The sequence below is a fragment of the Kineococcus siccus genome (assembly GCF_009906795.1).
Lineage (GTDB): Bacteria > Actinomycetota > Actinomycetes > Actinomycetales > Kineococcaceae > Kineococcus > Kineococcus siccus.
The window spans coordinates 1-15,727 of the sequence record NZ_JAAALN010000096.1; the positions used below are offsets into that span (position 1 = coordinate 1).

The following is a 15,727-nucleotide window of genomic DNA, read 5'->3' on the forward strand; positions in this document are numbered from 1 at the left end:
GGGTGACGCGGGCAGCGGCAGCGTGCTCGTGCTCGGGGTCTGCGCCGTCGCCTTCAGCCTGCTGCTGGCGGTGCTCGGGCTCGGCGCGGCGGTGACGGCCCGGCACCGGGCCGAGTCGGCGGCGGACCTGGCGGCGCTCGCGGGCGCCGACGTCGTGCTGGGTCGCGCCCCGGGGCAGCCGTGCGTGCGGGCCGGGGCCGTGCTCGCCGCCGCGGGGGCCGCGGTGGTCAGCTGCGCGGTGGCCGCGGACGGCTCCGTCGCCGTGACGGCCACCGTGGCCGTGGCGGGCCGGTTCGCGGGCCTGGGCGCGGCCCGCGCCTCGGCGCGCGCGGGACGTCAGCCGGCGGGGACGGGGCAGGCGTCGTGAGCCGCTGCGGGCCGGGGGGTCCCGAGCGCCTCCAGCACCACGTCGAGGACCGCGACCGCACCGGCCTTGTCGAGGGGTTCGTTGCCGTTGCCGCACTTGGGCGACTGCACGCAGGCCGGGCAGCCGCTCGCGCACGGGCACGCCCGCACGGCCTCCACCGTGGCCCGCAGCCACGCCCCGACCCGCTCGTGCCCGCGGTCGGAGAACCCGGCGCCACCGGGGACCGCGTCGTGGACGAACACCGTCGGCAGGCCGGTGTCGGGGTGCAGCGCCGTGGACAGCCCGCCGAGGTCCCAGCGGTCGCACGTCGCGAGCAGGGGCAGGAGGCCGATGGCGGCGTGCTCCGCGGCGTGCAGCGCCCCGGGCAGGCGGTGCGACGGGGGCCGCGGGTCGTCGGGCGCGCAGGAGGGCAGCAGCGCCTCGTCCGCCGTCGCGGGGTCGAGCGTCCACCACACGGCGCGGGTGCGCAGCCGGCGCTGCGGCAGGTCGAGGGGCTCCTCGCCCAGCACCTGCCCCGTCCCCACCCGGCGGCGCAGGAAGCCCGTGACCTGCGAGGTCACCTCGACGACCCCGCTGGACAGGGTGACCGGCCCCGCCCGGCGGGTCGTGTCGACCGCGAGGACCCGCACGTCGGAGTCGGAGCGCGCGTGGGTCGTGTGCTCGGGCGTCTCCGGGTGCACGACCGCGAGGGACTCCTCGAGGTCCAGCTCGTCCACGACGTAGCTCCGGCCCTGGTGCACGTGCACCGCGCCGCGGTGCACGGTGCTGTCGGCCGACGCGACGTCGACGGTCCCGAGCACGCGGGCCGTGCCGGCCTCGACGATCCGCACCGTCCCGCCCGCCCCGCGCAGGTCGGTGAGGTCGCACGCGCGGTCGCGGCGCGTCCAGTACCAGCCGGTCGCGCGGCGGCGGAGCATCCCGCGCTCCACCAGCAGCTCGGCCACCTCGGCCGCGGCCGGCCCGAACAGCGCCAGGTCCGGTTCGGTGAGGGGCAGCTCCTGCGCCGCCGCGCAGAGGTGCGGCGCGAGGACGTAGGGGTTGTCGGGGTCCAGCACCGCGGCCTCGACGGGCACCCCGAACAGGGCCTCGGGGTGGTTGACCAGGTAGGTGTCCAGCGGGTCGTCGCGGGAGACGAAGACCCCCAGGGCGGGCGAGCCCCGGCGCCCCGCCCGGCCCACCTGCTGCCAGAACGAGGCCCGCGTGCCGGGCCACCCGGCGACCAGCACGGCGTCCAGGCCCGCGACGTCGACGCCGAGCTCGAGGGCCCGCGTGGTCGCGAGGCCGCGGACGCGGCCCGTGCGCAGGTCGTCCTCGAGCTGACGCCGCTCCTCGGGCAGGTAGCCGCCGCGGTAGGCCGCGACCTGCGGCGCCAGCTCGGGGGAGACCTCCGCGAGGCGGCGGCGCGCCCCGGCCGCGACCGACTCGGCCCCCGTGCGGCTGCGGACGAAGGCGAGCGTCCGCACACCGCCGACGACGAGGTCCGCCAGCAGGTCGGCGGCCTCGGCCGTGGCCGTGCGCCGCTGCGGCCGGGCGTCCTCGACGGGCGGCTCTCCCGCCGCGTCGACGGCGCGCCACGGGTCCTCCGGGTCCGGGGGCGGGACCGCGGCGGCCGGCGGCAGTGTCCGCAGCGGGGGCTCCCAGAGCGCGACCGAGACCTCCGGGCGCTGCGAGGCGTCCTCGGTCACGGCGACGACGTCGAGGCCCGTCAGCCGGCGCGCGGTGGTGGCGGGGTCCGCCACGGTCGCGGAGGCGAGCACGAAGACGGGGTCCGCGCCGTAGCGGGCGGCGAGCCGCCGCAGCCGCCGCAGGACCGCGGAGGCGTGGCAGCCGAACACGCCCCGGTAGGTGTGGCACTCGTCGACCACGACGTAGCGCAGCCGCCGCAGGAAGCTCGACCAGTGCTCGTGCCCCGGCAGCACCGAGCGGTGCAGCATGTCGACGTTGGTCAGGACCAGCTGCGCGTGGGCGCGGATCCAGCGCCGGACCTCGGGCGGGGTGTCGCCGTCGTAGGTGGCGGCCTCGAGGCCCGGCAGGCCCAGCGCCCGCACGCGGACCTCCTGGTCCGCCGCCAGCGCCTTCGTGGGGGAGAGGTACAGCGCCGTGGCCCCCCGCCCGGTGGCCTCCGCGGTGCGGCGCAGCGTCGTCAGGACCGGCAGCTGGAAGGCCAGCGACTTGCCCGACGCCGTCCCGGCCGACAGCACGACCGACCGGCCCGCCCACACGTGCTCCGCGGCCACGGCCTGGTGACGCCACGGCCGGCCGCGCGTGCCCCGCTCGAGGGCGGCGACGACCTCGGGGTCCGCCCACGCGGGCCAGTCGACGCGGTCGCCGGGACGCGCGGGCAGCAGCTCGACGTGCCGGACCCGGTCGCGCCGCCGGCCGTCCGCCAGCACGCGCTGCAGGGCGGCGGCCACGGGGCCGCCGGGATCGCGCCCGGCGGTGCGCTCGGCGGTGCGCTCGGGCGTGGGCTCGGCGGGCCGCCGGGGCGCGGGCGTCCCGCTCGCCCCCGTCCCCGCCGCGCGCAGTCCACCCACGCCTTGATTGTCTCCCGCCGCGCACCGCGGGAGGCGCGACGCTCCGGTCGGCGGCGGCCGGGGCTGGGACTCCTGCGCCCCGTGGGGCCCGCGGGTCGCACGCAGTGCCCGGACGGCCCTGCGCCGTCGCCCCTTGAGCGCGCTCCTCACGCTCTGCGATGGTTGAATGCCAGAGGCGGGTGTGCCGTTCGGCATGCTCGACGCGAGCAGCGAGGAGGGGTCGTGGACCTGTCGGTGACGAGCCGCGAAGAGAGCGGCCGGACCATCGTCGAGGTGTCCGGTGAGATCGACGTCTACACCGCACCGACCTTGCGCGAGCGGCTCAACGAACTGGTCGGCGCAGGGCACCACCACCTGGTGGTCGACATGGAGGGCGTCGAGTTCCTCGACTCCACCGGTCTCGGCGTCCTGGTGGGCGGGCTCAAGCGCGTGCGCTCCCACGACGGCTCCCTGCACCTGGTGTGCCAGCGCGAGAAGATCCTCAAGGTCTTCCGCATCACCGGCCTGACGAAGGTGTTCCCCATCCACGACACCGTCGCCGACGCGATCGCGGCCTCGGCGTCCGTGGACGGGGCCGGCGCGGCGTCCTGAGCCCGTGCCCACCATCGCCCTCCGCTTCAGCCCCCTCGCCGAGCACGTCCGGACCGCGCGACTCGTCGCCGTGTCCGTGGCCCGGCGGGCGGGGTTCGAGGAGGGCCAGCTCGACGAGATCCGCATCGCCATCGGCGAGGCCTGTGCGCGGGCCGTCGGCCGGACCACGGTCGACGGCCTCGTCGACATGCACCTGTGCGACGACGGCGCCCGCCTCGAGGTGGTCGTCGTCGAGCGCGGTGCGGACGGGGCGGTCCTGCCCGTGACGGGCGTGGGCGAGGACCCCCTCGCGCTCGCGCTGCTGCAGGGCATGGCCGACGACGTCTCGGTCGCGGGCAGCACGGTGCCCGCCGACGGCCCGCGCGAAGGCGTGCGGATGGCCTGGTCGCTGCAGGAGGCCGCGCCGGTGACGACTCCCGGCTTCGGCTCCGCGCCGCAGCAGCGCCAGCGCACCTGATCCCGCGGGGGCGGCGTCCCCCGTCCGGCCCAGTGACCTCGACAGGGTGTCGTTCCCGAGCACCCTGCGTCCTCCTGCCCTAGGCTGTGACGACTTGGTGATCATGACGCCGGGAGCGTGCGCAGTCCCGGACGCCGGGTCACCCCACGTCGAGGAGGACGGATGCCCCTTCCTGCCCTGAGTGCCCTCCCCACCGCCCTCCCGGGCCTCACCACGCCGACGGACGGCGCAGGGCTGACCGGATCGGGACAGGCGGTCGTCGCCGCGGTCGCGGTCATCGCCGTCGCCTCCCTGGTCGTCGCCTTCGTGTTCCGCCGGCAGGTGCTCGTCCACGACGAGGGCACCGAGAAGATGCAGTCGATCGCCGCGGCCGTGCAGGCCGGGGCCGCGGCCTACCTGCGCCGGCAGTTCCGGACGCTGATCTGGTTCGCGGTCGCCGTGGTCCTGCTCCTGCTGGCCCTGCCCGCCGACGACTGGGTCCTGCGCGCCTCGCGCAGCGTCGCCTTCGTCGTCGGGGCCGTGTTCTCCGCGGCCATCGGCTACCTGGGCATGTCGCTGGCGGTGCGGGCCAACGTCCGCGTCGCGGCGGCCGCGCGCAGCGGCGCCGCGGGCCGCGAGACCGGCATGCGGATCGCGTTCCGCACCGGTGGCGTCGTCGGCATGGTCACGGTGGGCCTCGGCCTGCTGGGCGCGTCCGTCGCCGTCCTGGCCTTCGGCGACGACGCCCCGACCGTGCTGGAGGGCTTCGGCTTCGGCGCCGCCCTGCTGGCGATGTTCATGCGGGTCGGCGGCGGCATCTTCACCAAGGCGGCCGACGTCGGGGCCGACCTCGTCGGCAAGATCGAGCAGGGCATCCCCGAGGACGACCCCCGCAACCCCGCCACCATCGCCGACAACGTCGGCGACAACGTGGGGGACTGCGCGGGCATGGCCGCGGACCTGTTCGAGTCCTACGCCGTCACCATCGTCGCGGCCGTCATCCTGGGCCAGACCGCGATCGGCGAGGCGGGCCTCGTCCTGCCCCTGCTGATCCCCGCCATCGGCGCCATCACGGCCGCGCTCGGGGTCGTGCTCGTGCGCGCCAAGCCGGGCGTCTCCGGCCTGACGTCGATCCAGAACGGGTTCTACCTGTCCGCGGGCGTCGCGCTGGTCGGCACCGCCGTCGCGTGCTTCGCCTACCTGCCGTCGAGCTTCGGCGGGCTCACGGGCGGCAACCCCACGGTCACCGGCCTCGACGGCGACCCCCGCCTGGTCGCGCTGTGCGCGGTCGGCCTGGGCATCCTGCTCGCCATCACGATCCTGTGGATCACGGGCCACTACACCGGCACCGAGTCGCAGCCCACGAAGGACGTCGCCGACTCCTCGCTCACGGGGGCGGCGACCGTGGTCCTGTCGGGCATCGGCCTCGGGCTGGAGTCGGCCGTCTACACGACGCTCGTCATCGCGGGCGCCGTCTACCTCGCGTTCCTGCTCGCGGGCGGCATCCTCGCGCTGGGCATGTTCCTCATCGCCCTCGCGGGCTGCGGGCTGCTCACGACCGTCGGGGTCATCGTCGCGATGGACACCTTCGGTCCCGTCAGCGACAACGCGCAGGGCATCGCGGAGATGAGCGGCGACGTCGACGACGAGGGCGCCGCGGTCCTCACCGAGCTCGACGCGGTCGGCAACACGACGAAGGCCGTCACGAAGGGCATCGCGATCGCGACGGCCGTCCTGGCCGCCACGGCGCTGTTCGGCTCCTACCAGGACGCGGTCGTCGAGCGGCTGAACGCCGTGGCGTCGACCGCCGAGAACCTCTCGGCCTACACCCGCACGACGCTGGGCGACTTCTCGATCTCGACGCCGACGACCCTCGTCGGGGTGCTGCTCGGTGCGGCCGTGGTGTTCCTGTTCTCCGGCCTCGCCGTCAACGCGGTCGGCCGCTCGGCGGGGGCCGTGGTGCTCGAGGTGCGCCGCCAGTTCGCCGAGCACCCCGGGATCATGACGGGCGAGGAGCAGCCGGACCACGGCCGCGTCGTCGACCTGTGCACCCGGGACGCGCTGCGGGAGCTGGCGACGCCGGGCCTGCTCGCGGCGTTCGCGCCCATCGCGGTCGGGTTCGGCCTCGGGGTCGCGCCGCTCGCGGGGTTCCTGGGCGGGGCGATCGCGGCGGGCGTCCTCATGGCCGTGTTCCTGTCGAACGCGGGCGGCAGCTGGGACAACGCCAAGAAGATCGTCGAGGACGGCCTGCACGGCGGCAAGGGCTCCGACGCCCACGCGGCCACGGTCATCGGCGACACCGTCGGCGACCCGTTCAAGGACACGGCCGGCCCGGCGATCAACCCGCTGCTGAAGGTCATGAACCTCGTCGCGCTCCTCGTCGCGCCCGCGGTCGTGACCCTGAGCCTCGGCGAGGACGCCAACGCCCCGCTGCGCTACGGCATCGCGATCGTCAGCGTCGTGATCATCGTGGCCGCGATCCTCGTCAGCAACAACCGGCGCGTGGACATGGCCGCCCCCACCGGGGCGGCCGAGGTCCGCGCCGACGACGAGGTGGACAAGAAGGTCCTCTGACCCCGCCTCCGTGGTCGTGCCGGTGCCGCCGGCACGACCACGGAGCGGTCGACCACGGAGCGGTCGGGCGGGGGGCGGGCGTGCGGGAGGATGACCCACCGTGGACCCCGCCGACCTCCTCGCCCGGCTGCGCGAGGACCTGCAGCACGCCGACTACACCGTGGACCGCGTGCGGGCCGTGCTGGGCGACGTCGCCCACGAGGCGCTCGACCGGGAGCAGGCCGTCCCGGCGCTGCGCGTGACGGCCGCGAGCACCGACCCCGCCGCCGTCCTGCTGCGCTGCTTCACCCTCGGCCGGCCCGTCCCCCGCGCCCTCCTCGACGCCGCCCTGCCGCAGGTGGGCGCCGCGGGCGCCCGGGCGGTGGGTCTCGTCGAGACCGCCGGCGAGGGGCCCCGCGACGAGGTGCGCGCGCTGGTGGACCTGCGGCCCTACGCGGCCGTGGACGCCGCCGGGACCGCGCAGTGGTGGCTGGTCTCCGACCTCGGCGAGCTGGCGACGGGCGCGGCCCTGCGCACCGACCACGTCCTGGGCGTCGGCGGCGCCTCGCTGACCCTCGCGCAGTCGACGGTGCGCACGCCCGTCGGGCGGGTCCTCGACGTCGGCACGGGCTGCGGCGTGCAGGCCCTGCACGCCACCCGGCACGCGCGCCGCGTCGTCGCGACCGACACCTCCGAGCGGGCGCTGGACCTCGCGGCCGTCAACGCGGCGCTCAACGGCGTCGCGCTCGACCTGCGGCACGGTTCGCTGCTCGACCCGGTCCAGGCGGGCGAGGAGTTCGGCCTCGTGGTCTCCAACCCGCCGTTCGTCATCACCCCGCGGGAGGCGGGCGTGCCGACGTACACCTACCGCGACGGGGGTCTCGCGGGCGACGCCGTCGTCGCCGGGCTCGTGCGCGGGGTCGGGCGGGTGCTCGCCCCGGGCGGCGTCGCGCAGCTCCTGGGCAACTGGGAGCACCGCGACGGCGAGGGCTGGCGCGACCGGGTGGGGCAGTGGCTGGACGGCACGGACCTCGACGCCTGGGTCGTGCAGCGCGAGGTGACCGACCCCGCCGAGTACGCCGAGACGTGGATCCGCGACGGCGGGCAGCGGCCCGGCCCGGCCTTCGACGCGCTGTACGCCGCGTGGCTGGACGACTTCGAGGCGCGCGGCGTGACGGGGGTCGGGTTCGGCGTGGTCACGCTGCGCCGCCCCGCGGCCGGGCCCGGGAGCCTGCGGCGGCTGGAGGAGGTCACCGGGCCCGTGGGCCAGCCGCTCGGCGAGACGTTCGCGGCGGGGCTCGCGGCGCACGACTGGCTCGCCCGCACCGACGACGCCGCGCTGGCCGCGACCCGGCTGCGCGTCGCGGGCGACGTGAGCGACGAGCGGTTCCACACCCCGGGCGAGCCCGACCCGCGCGTGCTGCTGCTGCGCCAGGGCGGCGGGCTGCGGCGCACGGTCCAGGTCGGCACCGAGGTCGCCGCGCTCGTGGGCGCGTGCGACGGCGAGCTGGCCGTCGGGCAGGTCGTGGCGGGTCTCGCGGTGCTGCTGGACGTCGACCAGGCGGCGCTGCGGGCCGAGCTGCTGCCCCGCGTCCGGGAGCTCGTCGCGGACGGGCTGCTGGGCGTCGCCTGAGCCCGGGGGGCGGGGCGCACGCGCCACCGGCGCCGCACCGCGTGCGACATTGAAGCGGTGCGCCGTGCGACAGTGCGGGGCGGACGCACCGCGCGGGAGGACCCCGGCGGAGCACGGACGGGCAGCAACGGCAGGACCACCGGCACCGGCCGGTGGGGCGCGAGAGGGCGCGGAGAGGCAGGGCGTGCAGTGGCGGGCAAGTCGAGCGGGAACGGGGCCGGGACCAGCGACGGCCTGCGCCGGCTGGTGATCGTGGAGTCGCAGAAGAAGGCGACCCAGATCGGCGGCTTCCTGGGCGACGGCTACGACGTGCAGGCCAGCATCGGGCACATCCGCGACCTGCCCCAGCCGTCCCAGCTCCCGGACGACATGAAGAAGGGCCCCTTCGGCAAGTTCGCGGTCGACGTCGACAACGGCTTCGAGCCGTACTACGTCGTCGACGGGGACAAGCGCTCCAAGGTCAACGACCTCAAGCGCCGCCTGAAGGACGCCGACGAGCTGCTGCTCGCCACCGACGAGGACCGCGAGGGCGAGGCCATCGCGTGGCACCTCGTCGAGGCGCTCAACCCGAAGATCCCTTACCGCCGCATGGTCTTCCACGAGATCACCCGGGACGCGATCCAGCGCGCCGTGCGCGACACCCGGGAGATCGACGACCAGCTCGTCAACGCCCAGGAGACCCGCCGGATCCTCGACCGCCTGTACGGCTACGAGCTGTCGCCCGTGCTGTGGCGCAAGGTCCGCGCGGGTCTGTCCGCCGGCCGCGTGCAGTCGGTCGCGACGCGCCTCGTCGTCGAGCGCGAGCGGGAGCGCATGGCGTTCCGCACGGCGCAGTACTGGGACCTGCGGGGCGAGTTCGCCCCCAGCGAGGGCGGCAACGCCTTCCCCGCGCGCCTCGTCAGCGTCGACGGCTCGCGCGTCGCGACGGGCCGCGACTTCTCCGACGTCGGGCAGCTGAAGACCGCGGGCGTCACGCACCTCGACGAGGCCGCCGCGACCACGCTGCGCGCCGCGCTGGAGGGCGCGTCGTTCGCGGTGCGCTCGGTGGAGGACAAGCCGTACACGCGCCGCCCGGCGGCGCCGTTCATCACCTCCACGCTGCAGCAGGAGGCGTCGCGCAAGCTGCGTCTCGGTGCGCGGCAGGCGATGCGCGTCGCGCAGTCGCTGTACGAGGGCGGCTACATCACCTACATGCGGACCGACTCCACGACCCTGTCGGAGCAGGCGCTCACCGCCGCCCGCACGCAGGCCGCGGAGCTGTACGGCCCGGAGTTCGTGCCCGAGCGGCCCCGCGTCTACGCCAAGCAGTCGAAGAACGCGCAGGAGGCGCACGAGGCCATCCGCCCGTCGGGGGAGTCCTTCCGCACGCCGGCCCAGCTGGCCGGTGAGCTGCGCGGCGACGAGTTCCGCCTGTACGAGCTGATCTGGCGCCGCACGGTCGCCTCGCAGATGAACGACGCGCGCGGCACCACGGCCTCGATCCGCCTGGGCGCGAGCACGACCGACGGCCGGGACGCGGAGTTCTCCGCCAGCGGCACCGTCATCACGTTCCGCGGGTTCCTCGCGGCCTACGAGGAGGGCCGCGACGAGTCGCAGCACCGCGACGACGAGGCCTCCGACGCCGAGCGCCGGCTGCCGCAGCTGACCCGCGGGCAGGCCCTGGACGTCAACGCGCTCACCGCGGACGGCCACGAGACCTCCGCCCCGCCGCGCTACACCGAGGCGAGCCTCGTGAAGGCGCTGGAGGAGCGCGGGATCGGCCGGCCCTCGACGTACGCGGCGACCATCGCGACCATCCAGGACCGCGGGTACGTCACGGCGCGCGGCAACGCGCTCATCCCGACCTGGCTGGCGTTCGCGGTCATCCGGCTGCTCGAGGTGCACTTCCCGCGGCTGGTCGACTACGACTTCACGGCCGCCATGGAGTCCGACCTCGACGCCATCAGCCGGGGCGAGGAGGACCGCGTCCACTGGCTGACCCAGTGGTACTTCGGGGCCGACGGGCCCGGCGGGAACCGCGGCGGCGGCGCGGACGGCAGTGCCGTGGGCGGCGAGACCGGCCCGGACACCGACGGGTCCGGCGGCGCGGCGCGCGACCACGCGAGCGACGGCATCAAGGGCCTCGCCGACGACCTCGGCGCGATCGACGCCCGGGAGATCTCGACCATCGAGATCGGCGAGGGCATCGTGCTGCGCGTCGGGCGCTACGGCCCCTACCTCGAGGGCCCGGACGTCGAGAGCGGCGAGATGCTCAAGGCGAGCGTCCCCGAGGACATCGCGCCCGACGAGATGACCGTGGAGAAGGCGCGCGAGCTCCTCACGTCGCAGTCCGACGGCGACCGCGTGCTGGGCCAGGACCCGGAGACCGGCCGCACGGTCGTCGCGCGCGTCGGCCGCTACGGGCCCTACGTCACCGAGCTGATCGAGGACGACGCCCCGGCGCCCGTCGCGCTGGAGGAGACGGGCGCTCCCGCGAAGAAGACCGCGAAGCGGGCGACGAAGAAGGCCGCGAAGGCCAAGCCGCGCACGGGCTCGCTCTTCAAGGACATGCAGGTCGACACCGTGACGCTCGAGCAGGCGCTCAGGCTCCTCAGCCTGCCCCGCGTCGTGGGCGTCGACCCGGAGTCCGGCGACGAGATCACCGCGCAGAACGGCCGCTACGGGCCCTACCTCAAGAAGGGCACCGACTCCCGGTCGCTGACGAGCGAGGACCAGATCTTCGACGTCACGCTCGAGGAGGCGCTGGCCGTCTACGCGCAGCCCAAGATGCGCCGCGGGCAGGTCGCGAAGCCGCCGCTGAAGGAGCTCGGCGCCGACCCGGAGTCGGGCCAGCCGATCGTCGTCAAGGAGGGCCGCTTCGGGCCCTACGCGACCGACGGCACGACCAACGCGACGCTGCGCAAGGACGACGACCCCGAGACGCTCACGTTCGAGCGGGCCGTCGAGCTGCTCGCCGAGAAGCGCGCGAAGGGGCCGGCGCCCAAGAAGCGGGCGGCGGCGAAGAAGACGGCGACGAAGAAGACCGCGGTGAAGAAGACCGCGGCGAAGAAGACGGCGGCGAAGAAGACGGCTGCGGCCGAGCGGGGCTAGGGCCACCACCCACGACGACGGGGGCGCCGCGCACCCGAGTGCGCGGCGCCCCCGTCGTCGTGCGGGCGGTGCGGGTCAGCAGCCGCGGCTCAGCAGCGCGCCTCAGTAGCCGGGCGTGGTGGCGAGCACCTCGATCGAGGCGACGATCGGGTTGTCGACGCGGCGGGTGGCGGTGATCTCGACGCTGGAGGTGGGTGCGTCGACGTAGGCGTCGACGACGAGCTCGGCGTCGCGCCCCACGGTCGCGGCGATGTCGAGGCCGGTGCGCACGGGGGTGCCGTTGACGGCGACGTCGAAGACGCGCCGGCCCGCGGTGGCGAACGTCGGGTCCACGAGGTGCAGGCGCACGAGGTAGCGGCCGGGCGCCGCGACCGGCAGGCGGTAGCTGCTCCAGCCCCAGCGCGACGTCGTCAGCTCGGGGCGCAGGCCGGTGGCGGAGGCGTAGGACTGCCCGCCCGTGAACCCGCGGTCCGCGGCGTACCCCGCGGTGCCCGTGGCGGAGCCCGCGTCGACGCGGACCGCGCCCGTCGTCAGGGCCTGGACGTGGTCGGCGTAGTCGGCGCCGCCGGCGCAGGAGGAGGTGAAGGCGTCGACGGGGCCGGTCGCCCCGAACTCGGCGTTGCGGTAGCCGGCGCACGCGCCGCTGGCGGCCGAGACGGCCTTCGCGCCCGAGGGGGCGGTGCTGGTCACGGAGTACCAGGTGTCGTGGCCCTGGCCGTGCCCGGAGCAGGTGTCCCCGACGCGCGGGCGCACCGTCAGGCTGGTGCCGGTGGTGGTGCCCGCGACGGCGGTGTCCGGCAGGCCGGCGCAGGACGAGCCGGGCGTGGTGGCGTGCTCGACCACGGTGTGGGTCGTGCCGGCGGGCTGCCCGGCGGGCACGGTCCAGGACACGGTGACGGCGTCGTCGTGCGTGACGCGCCAGACCGGCTCGGCCGTGGCCTGGCGCGCGGTGACCGCCGTGACCGGCTGGACGGCGCCCGTGGCGCCGGCCGCGACGGGGACGGTGACCGTGCGGGTGCGGGTGTTGTTGCGCTCGTCGCTCTCGCGGATGCGGGCGACGTCGTCCACCACCGCGGTGACGACGTGGCGGCCGGCGGTGGCGGTCCACGTGGCGCCGCGCGGTCCGCCGTCGGCGCGCACGACGGCGGAGGCGCCGGGCGCCAGCGACGCGGTGCGGCTCGCGGACCAGGTGACGACGGTGCCGTCGACGGCGAAGGCGACGCCCTGCACGACGCCCGCGGGCGTGGCGGCCCGGCCGCGGTTGGTCAGGGTGGCCGCGAAGGTGACGGGGGCGCCGGGCGTGGCGGTGACGGCGGAGATGCCGCTGACGACGAGGTCGGGGAGGGCGACCGGGGCGGCGGTCGCGCCCGCGGCCCCGGCGAGGAGGCCGAGGCCCGTCAGCGCGGCGACGAGGGCGGAGCGGCGAGCGGTGGCGGTCATGGTTCCCCCCGGAACGTGGTGGTGGGTGCGGACGGTCGCGCGCGGCGGCGCGCTGATCGACCGTTGCGGGTGCCTCCCCCGAGGCGGTGGCCAGCCCGGTCTCCCGGTTGCTGACAGTGACAACGTTAGGGCTGGACGTGCTGCCGTGGGCGGGAAGTGGTCGTTTGGGCACGCTCTGTTGCTCCATGCGGGCCCTGCGTCACCCGTTCGGCCGAAGCAGGGGGCTGTCGGGACCGCCGACTACCCTGACGGCGTGAGCTCAGCCGGCCCCGCGGGCACCGACGCGCCCGCGGGCGGCCCGCCCGCCGCCGGGTTCCTCGTCGCGCTCGAGGGGGGCGACGGCTCGGGCAAGACGACGCAGCAGCGGCTGCTGGCCGGGTGGCTCGCCCAGCGGGGCCACGAGGTGGTCGCCACGCGCGAGCCCGGCGGCACCGCGACGGGCCTCGCGCTGCGCCAGGTGCTCCTCGCCCCCGCGCCGGGTGCCGCGCTCGCCCCGCGCGCCGAGGCCCTCCTGTTCGCCGCCGACCGCGCCCAGCACGTCGCCGAGGTCGTCCGCCCCGCGCTGGCGCGGGGCGCCGTCGTGGTGACCGACCGTTACGTCGACAGCTCGCTGGCCTACCAGGGCGCCGGGCGCGCCCTGCCCGCCGCGGAGGTGGAGGAGCTGTCGCGGTGGGCGACGGGCGGCCTCGTGCCCGGCCTCACGGTCGTCCTGGACGTCGACCCGGCCACGGCCGCGGGCCGCCGCGGCCGGGACGCGGGGCGCCCGGGCGAGGACCGCCTGGAGGCCGAGTCCCTCGCCTTCCACACCCGGGTGCGCGAGCAGTTCCTGGACCTCGCCGCCCGTGCGCCCGCCCGCTACCTCGTCCTGGACGCCGCGCGCCCCGCCGACGCCGTCCAGCACCGGCTCCGCGAGCACCTGGCGCCCCTGCTGCCGGTGCCGTCCGGGCCCGCGCGCGCCGTCGCGGGGCGCCCGTGAGCGCGGCCGGGCCGGGCGTCTGGGGCGACGTCGTCGGGCAGGGCCCCGCCGTGGCCGTGCTCGCCCGGGCGGCGGCCGCGGCGCGCCGCGGGGCGGTGGCCGGCACGCCCGGCGGCGCGTCGGGGATGACCCACGCCTGGCTGCTGACGGGCCCGCCGGGCTCCGGGCGCTCCGTCGCGGCCCGCGCCTTCGCCGCGGCCCTGGAGTGCACCGACCCCACCGTGGTCGGCTGCGGCACGTGCGCGGGCTGCCGGACCGCGGCGTCCGGCGCCCACGCCGACGTCACGGTGTTCAGCACCGAGCACACCTGGATCCGCCGCCAGGACGTGGAGCCGCTCATCGCGGTCGCCCAGCGGCGGCCCTCGGTCGGGCGCTGGCGCGTCATCGTCGTGGAGGACGCCGACCGCCTCAACGAGACGTCGGGCAACGTGCTGCTCAAGACGATCGAGGAGCCGCCGCCGCAGACGGTGTGGGTGCTCTGCGCCCCCGGGGTCGACGACGTCCTCGCGACCCTGCGCTCCCGCTCGCGGCACGTGCCGCTGCGCATCCCGCCCGCCGACGCGGTCGCCGAGCTGCTGGTGCGCCGCGACGGCATCGACCCGGCGATGGCGGCGTTCGCGGCCCGCGCGGCGCAGAGCCACGTCGGGCTGGCCCGGCGGCTGGCCCGCGACGAGGGCGCCCGGATCCGCCGCCGCGAGGTGCTGACGTTCGTCGAGCGGCTGCGCGGCGTGGGCGACGCGGTGGTCGCGGCCGGGGAGCTCGTCGAGATCACCGCCGAGGAGGCCAAGGCGTCGACGGCGGAGCGCGACGCCACCGAGCGCGCCGAGCTGCTGCGGGCGCTGGGCGCCGACGGCACCGCCACCCCGCCGCCCGCGGTGCGCGGTCAGGTCCGGCAGCTGGAGGAGGACCAGAAGCGGCGGGCCCGCCGCGCGCAGACCGACGTCCTCGACCGCGCGCTCGTGGACCTGCTCGGGTTCTTCCGCGACGTCCTCGTCGTGCAGCTCGGCGCCCCCGTCGAGCTCGTCAACGGCGACATGGCCGGGGGCGTGCGCGCGCTGGCCGGCGCCAGCACCCCCGAGGACACGCTGCGCCGCACCGACGCGGTGCAGCTGGCTCGCGAGCGGCTGCAGCAGAACGTGTCCCCCGTCCTGGCCGTCGAGGCGATGGCCCTGCAGCTGCGCCCCGGCGCGCGCTGAGGGCCGGCCCCGCGCCGGGGGCTCAGCCGACCGTCTGGACCTTGTCCGCCGCGATGCTGAGGATGACGCGGACCTGGTCGCGCCCGCCGTACCAGGGGTAGGGCCCGCCCGTGTAGCGCTGCGACAGCGCCTCGATGTGCTCGGTGCCGCCCTCGGTCGTCGTGGCCACGACGTGGCCACGCACCTCGTAGTAGCGGAACGGGTTCGCCGGGTCCGACACCGCGACGGAGACGCGCGGGTCGCGCTCGACGTTGCGCAGCTTCTGGAAGCCCTGGACCGTGTTGACCAGGACGTGCCTGCCGTCGGTGTCCACCCACGTCTGCGTGAGCTGCGGCGAGCCGTCGGGCATCGTCGTCGCGACGTAGCAGGGGCTGGCCTGGCGCAGCAGGGTCAGCAGATCCTCAGGCAGGTCCACGGTGATCTCCTCGGTCTCGGGGTCCCGATGATCCTCCCCGCGTCGCTCCCGGAGCGCGCGACGGAGCGTGCAGGTCGCGTCGCGGGCCCGTCACGTAGCCTGCCCGGACCATGTCGCGCACCCCCGCCCCGTCCCGGCGCCCGGCCCGCCGCGCGCCCCGCGCCGTCCTCGCCGCGCTCACGTCGCTGCTGCTGGTGACGGGCTGCTCGGCGCTCGGCGGCGGCTCCGGCCCCGAGCCGAGCCCCGTGGGCGCGCCCGCGGCGGTGCCGGGCGAGGCGGCGTCCGACCCGGCCCTGGCCCGGTTCTACGACCAGCGGCTGCAGTGGACGGGCTGCCAGGGCGGCTTCGAGTGCACCCGGCTGCAGGTCCCGGTGGACTACGCCGACCCCGCGGGGGCGACGACCACGCTCGCGCTCGTGCGGCTGGCGACCACCGCGACGGGCGAGGACCGCCTGGGCTCGCTCGTGCTGAACCCCGGCGGGCCGGGCGCCGGGAC

Annotated in this window: 11 protein-coding genes and 1 pseudogene; 9 read left to right on the plus strand and 3 right to left on the minus strand. The window is 76.5% G+C overall.

The genetic code is table 11. The features are described from left to right. On the plus strand, nt 1-367 hold a 367-nt coding region (locus GTR02_RS12050; protein WP_166607745.1), incomplete at its 5' end, for an Rv3654c family TadE-like protein. On the opposite strand, the gene GTR02_RS12055 is transcribed toward GTR02_RS12050, so the two are convergent. Continuing rightward, the gene (locus GTR02_RS12055; RefSeq protein ID WP_338073771.1) at nt 337-2,901 is read right to left on the minus strand and encodes a DEAD/DEAH box helicase; all 2,565 of its coding nucleotides are present in this window, start codon (nt 2,899-2,901) and stop codon (nt 337-339) included. The two genes, GTR02_RS12050 and GTR02_RS12055, sit on opposite strands and share 31 nt — an antisense overlap. A 222-nt stretch (nt 2,902-3,123) precedes the next feature. Here GTR02_RS12055 and GTR02_RS12060 point away from each other — a divergent pair, with 222 nt between their 5' ends. From GTR02_RS12060 to topA, 5 genes are all read left to right on the plus strand, one after another. Continuing rightward, complete coding sequence (locus GTR02_RS12060; protein ID WP_166607747.1) at nt 3,124-3,492, plus strand: STAS domain-containing protein; 369 nt, start codon at nt 3,124-3,126, stop codon at nt 3,490-3,492. 4 nt (nt 3,493-3,496) lie between these two features. Then, nucleotides 3,497-3,949: an ATP-binding protein gene (locus GTR02_RS12065; protein ID WP_166607748.1), complete on the plus strand. Its 453-nt coding sequence runs from the start codon at nt 3,497-3,499 to the stop codon at nt 3,947-3,949. 162 nt (nt 3,950-4,111) lie between these two features. Next, entirely contained in the window at nt 4,112-6,502 is a 2,391-nt protein-coding gene (locus tag GTR02_RS12070; protein ID WP_166607749.1) for a sodium-translocating pyrophosphatase, read from the plus strand. Nucleotides 6,503-6,602: 100 nt separating this feature from the next. Next, entirely contained in the window at nt 6,603-8,114 is a 1,512-nt protein-coding gene (locus tag GTR02_RS12075; protein WP_166607750.1) for a DUF7059 domain-containing protein, read from the plus strand. 189 nt (nt 8,115-8,303) lie between these two features. Then, nucleotides 8,304-11,204 carry a type I DNA topoisomerase gene (gene topA, locus GTR02_RS12080; protein WP_166607751.1) on the plus strand — a complete coding sequence of 967 codons (2,901 nt, stop codon included), beginning with the start codon at nt 8,304-8,306 and terminating at the stop codon, nt 11,202-11,204. Between the two features lie 102 nt (nt 11,205-11,306). Here the strand turns inward: topA and GTR02_RS12085 are convergent, their stop codons facing one another. Beyond that, nucleotides 11,307-12,644, minus strand: coding sequence for a CARDB domain-containing protein (locus tag GTR02_RS12085; protein ID WP_166607752.1), 1,338 nt, complete (start codon nt 12,642-12,644; stop codon nt 11,307-11,309). 253 nt (nt 12,645-12,897) lie between these two features. Here GTR02_RS12085 and tmk point away from each other — a divergent pair, with 253 nt between their 5' ends. Together tmk and GTR02_RS12095 are read left to right on the plus strand one after the other, a co-directional pair. After that, a complete protein-coding gene (gene tmk / locus GTR02_RS12090; RefSeq protein WP_166607744.1) occupies nt 12,898-13,620 on the plus strand; it encodes a dTMP kinase in 723 nt (240 codons plus the stop codon). Then, the gene (locus GTR02_RS12095) at nt 13,617-14,816 is read left to right on the plus strand and encodes a DNA polymerase III subunit delta' (RefSeq protein ID WP_166607753.1); all 1,200 of its coding nucleotides are present in this window, start codon (nt 13,617-13,619) and stop codon (nt 14,814-14,816) included. Before tmk ends, GTR02_RS12095 begins: the two co-directional genes overlap by 4 nt. A 22-nt stretch (nt 14,817-14,838) precedes the next feature. Here the strand turns inward: GTR02_RS12095 and GTR02_RS12100 are convergent, their stop codons facing one another. Continuing rightward, a complete protein-coding gene (locus tag GTR02_RS12100) occupies nt 14,839-15,231 on the minus strand; it encodes a TIGR03618 family F420-dependent PPOX class oxidoreductase (RefSeq protein ID WP_166607754.1) in 393 nt (130 codons plus the stop codon). A 110-nt stretch (nt 15,232-15,341) separates the two neighbouring features. Between GTR02_RS12100 and GTR02_RS12105 the strand changes: the two are divergent. Next, a pseudogene (locus GTR02_RS12105) lies at nt 15,342-15,727 on the plus strand (alpha/beta hydrolase); the annotation flags it as partial.

Coding starts and splice junctions, on each gene's coding strand:
- GTR02_RS12070 (WP_166607749.1), top strand. CDS start 4,112: ATGCCCCTTCCTGCCCTGAGTGCCCTCCCCACCGCCCTCCCGGGCCTC.
- GTR02_RS12085 (WP_166607752.1), bottom strand. CDS start 12,644: ATGACCGCCACCGCTCGCCGCTCCGCCCTCGTCGCCGCGCTGACGGGC.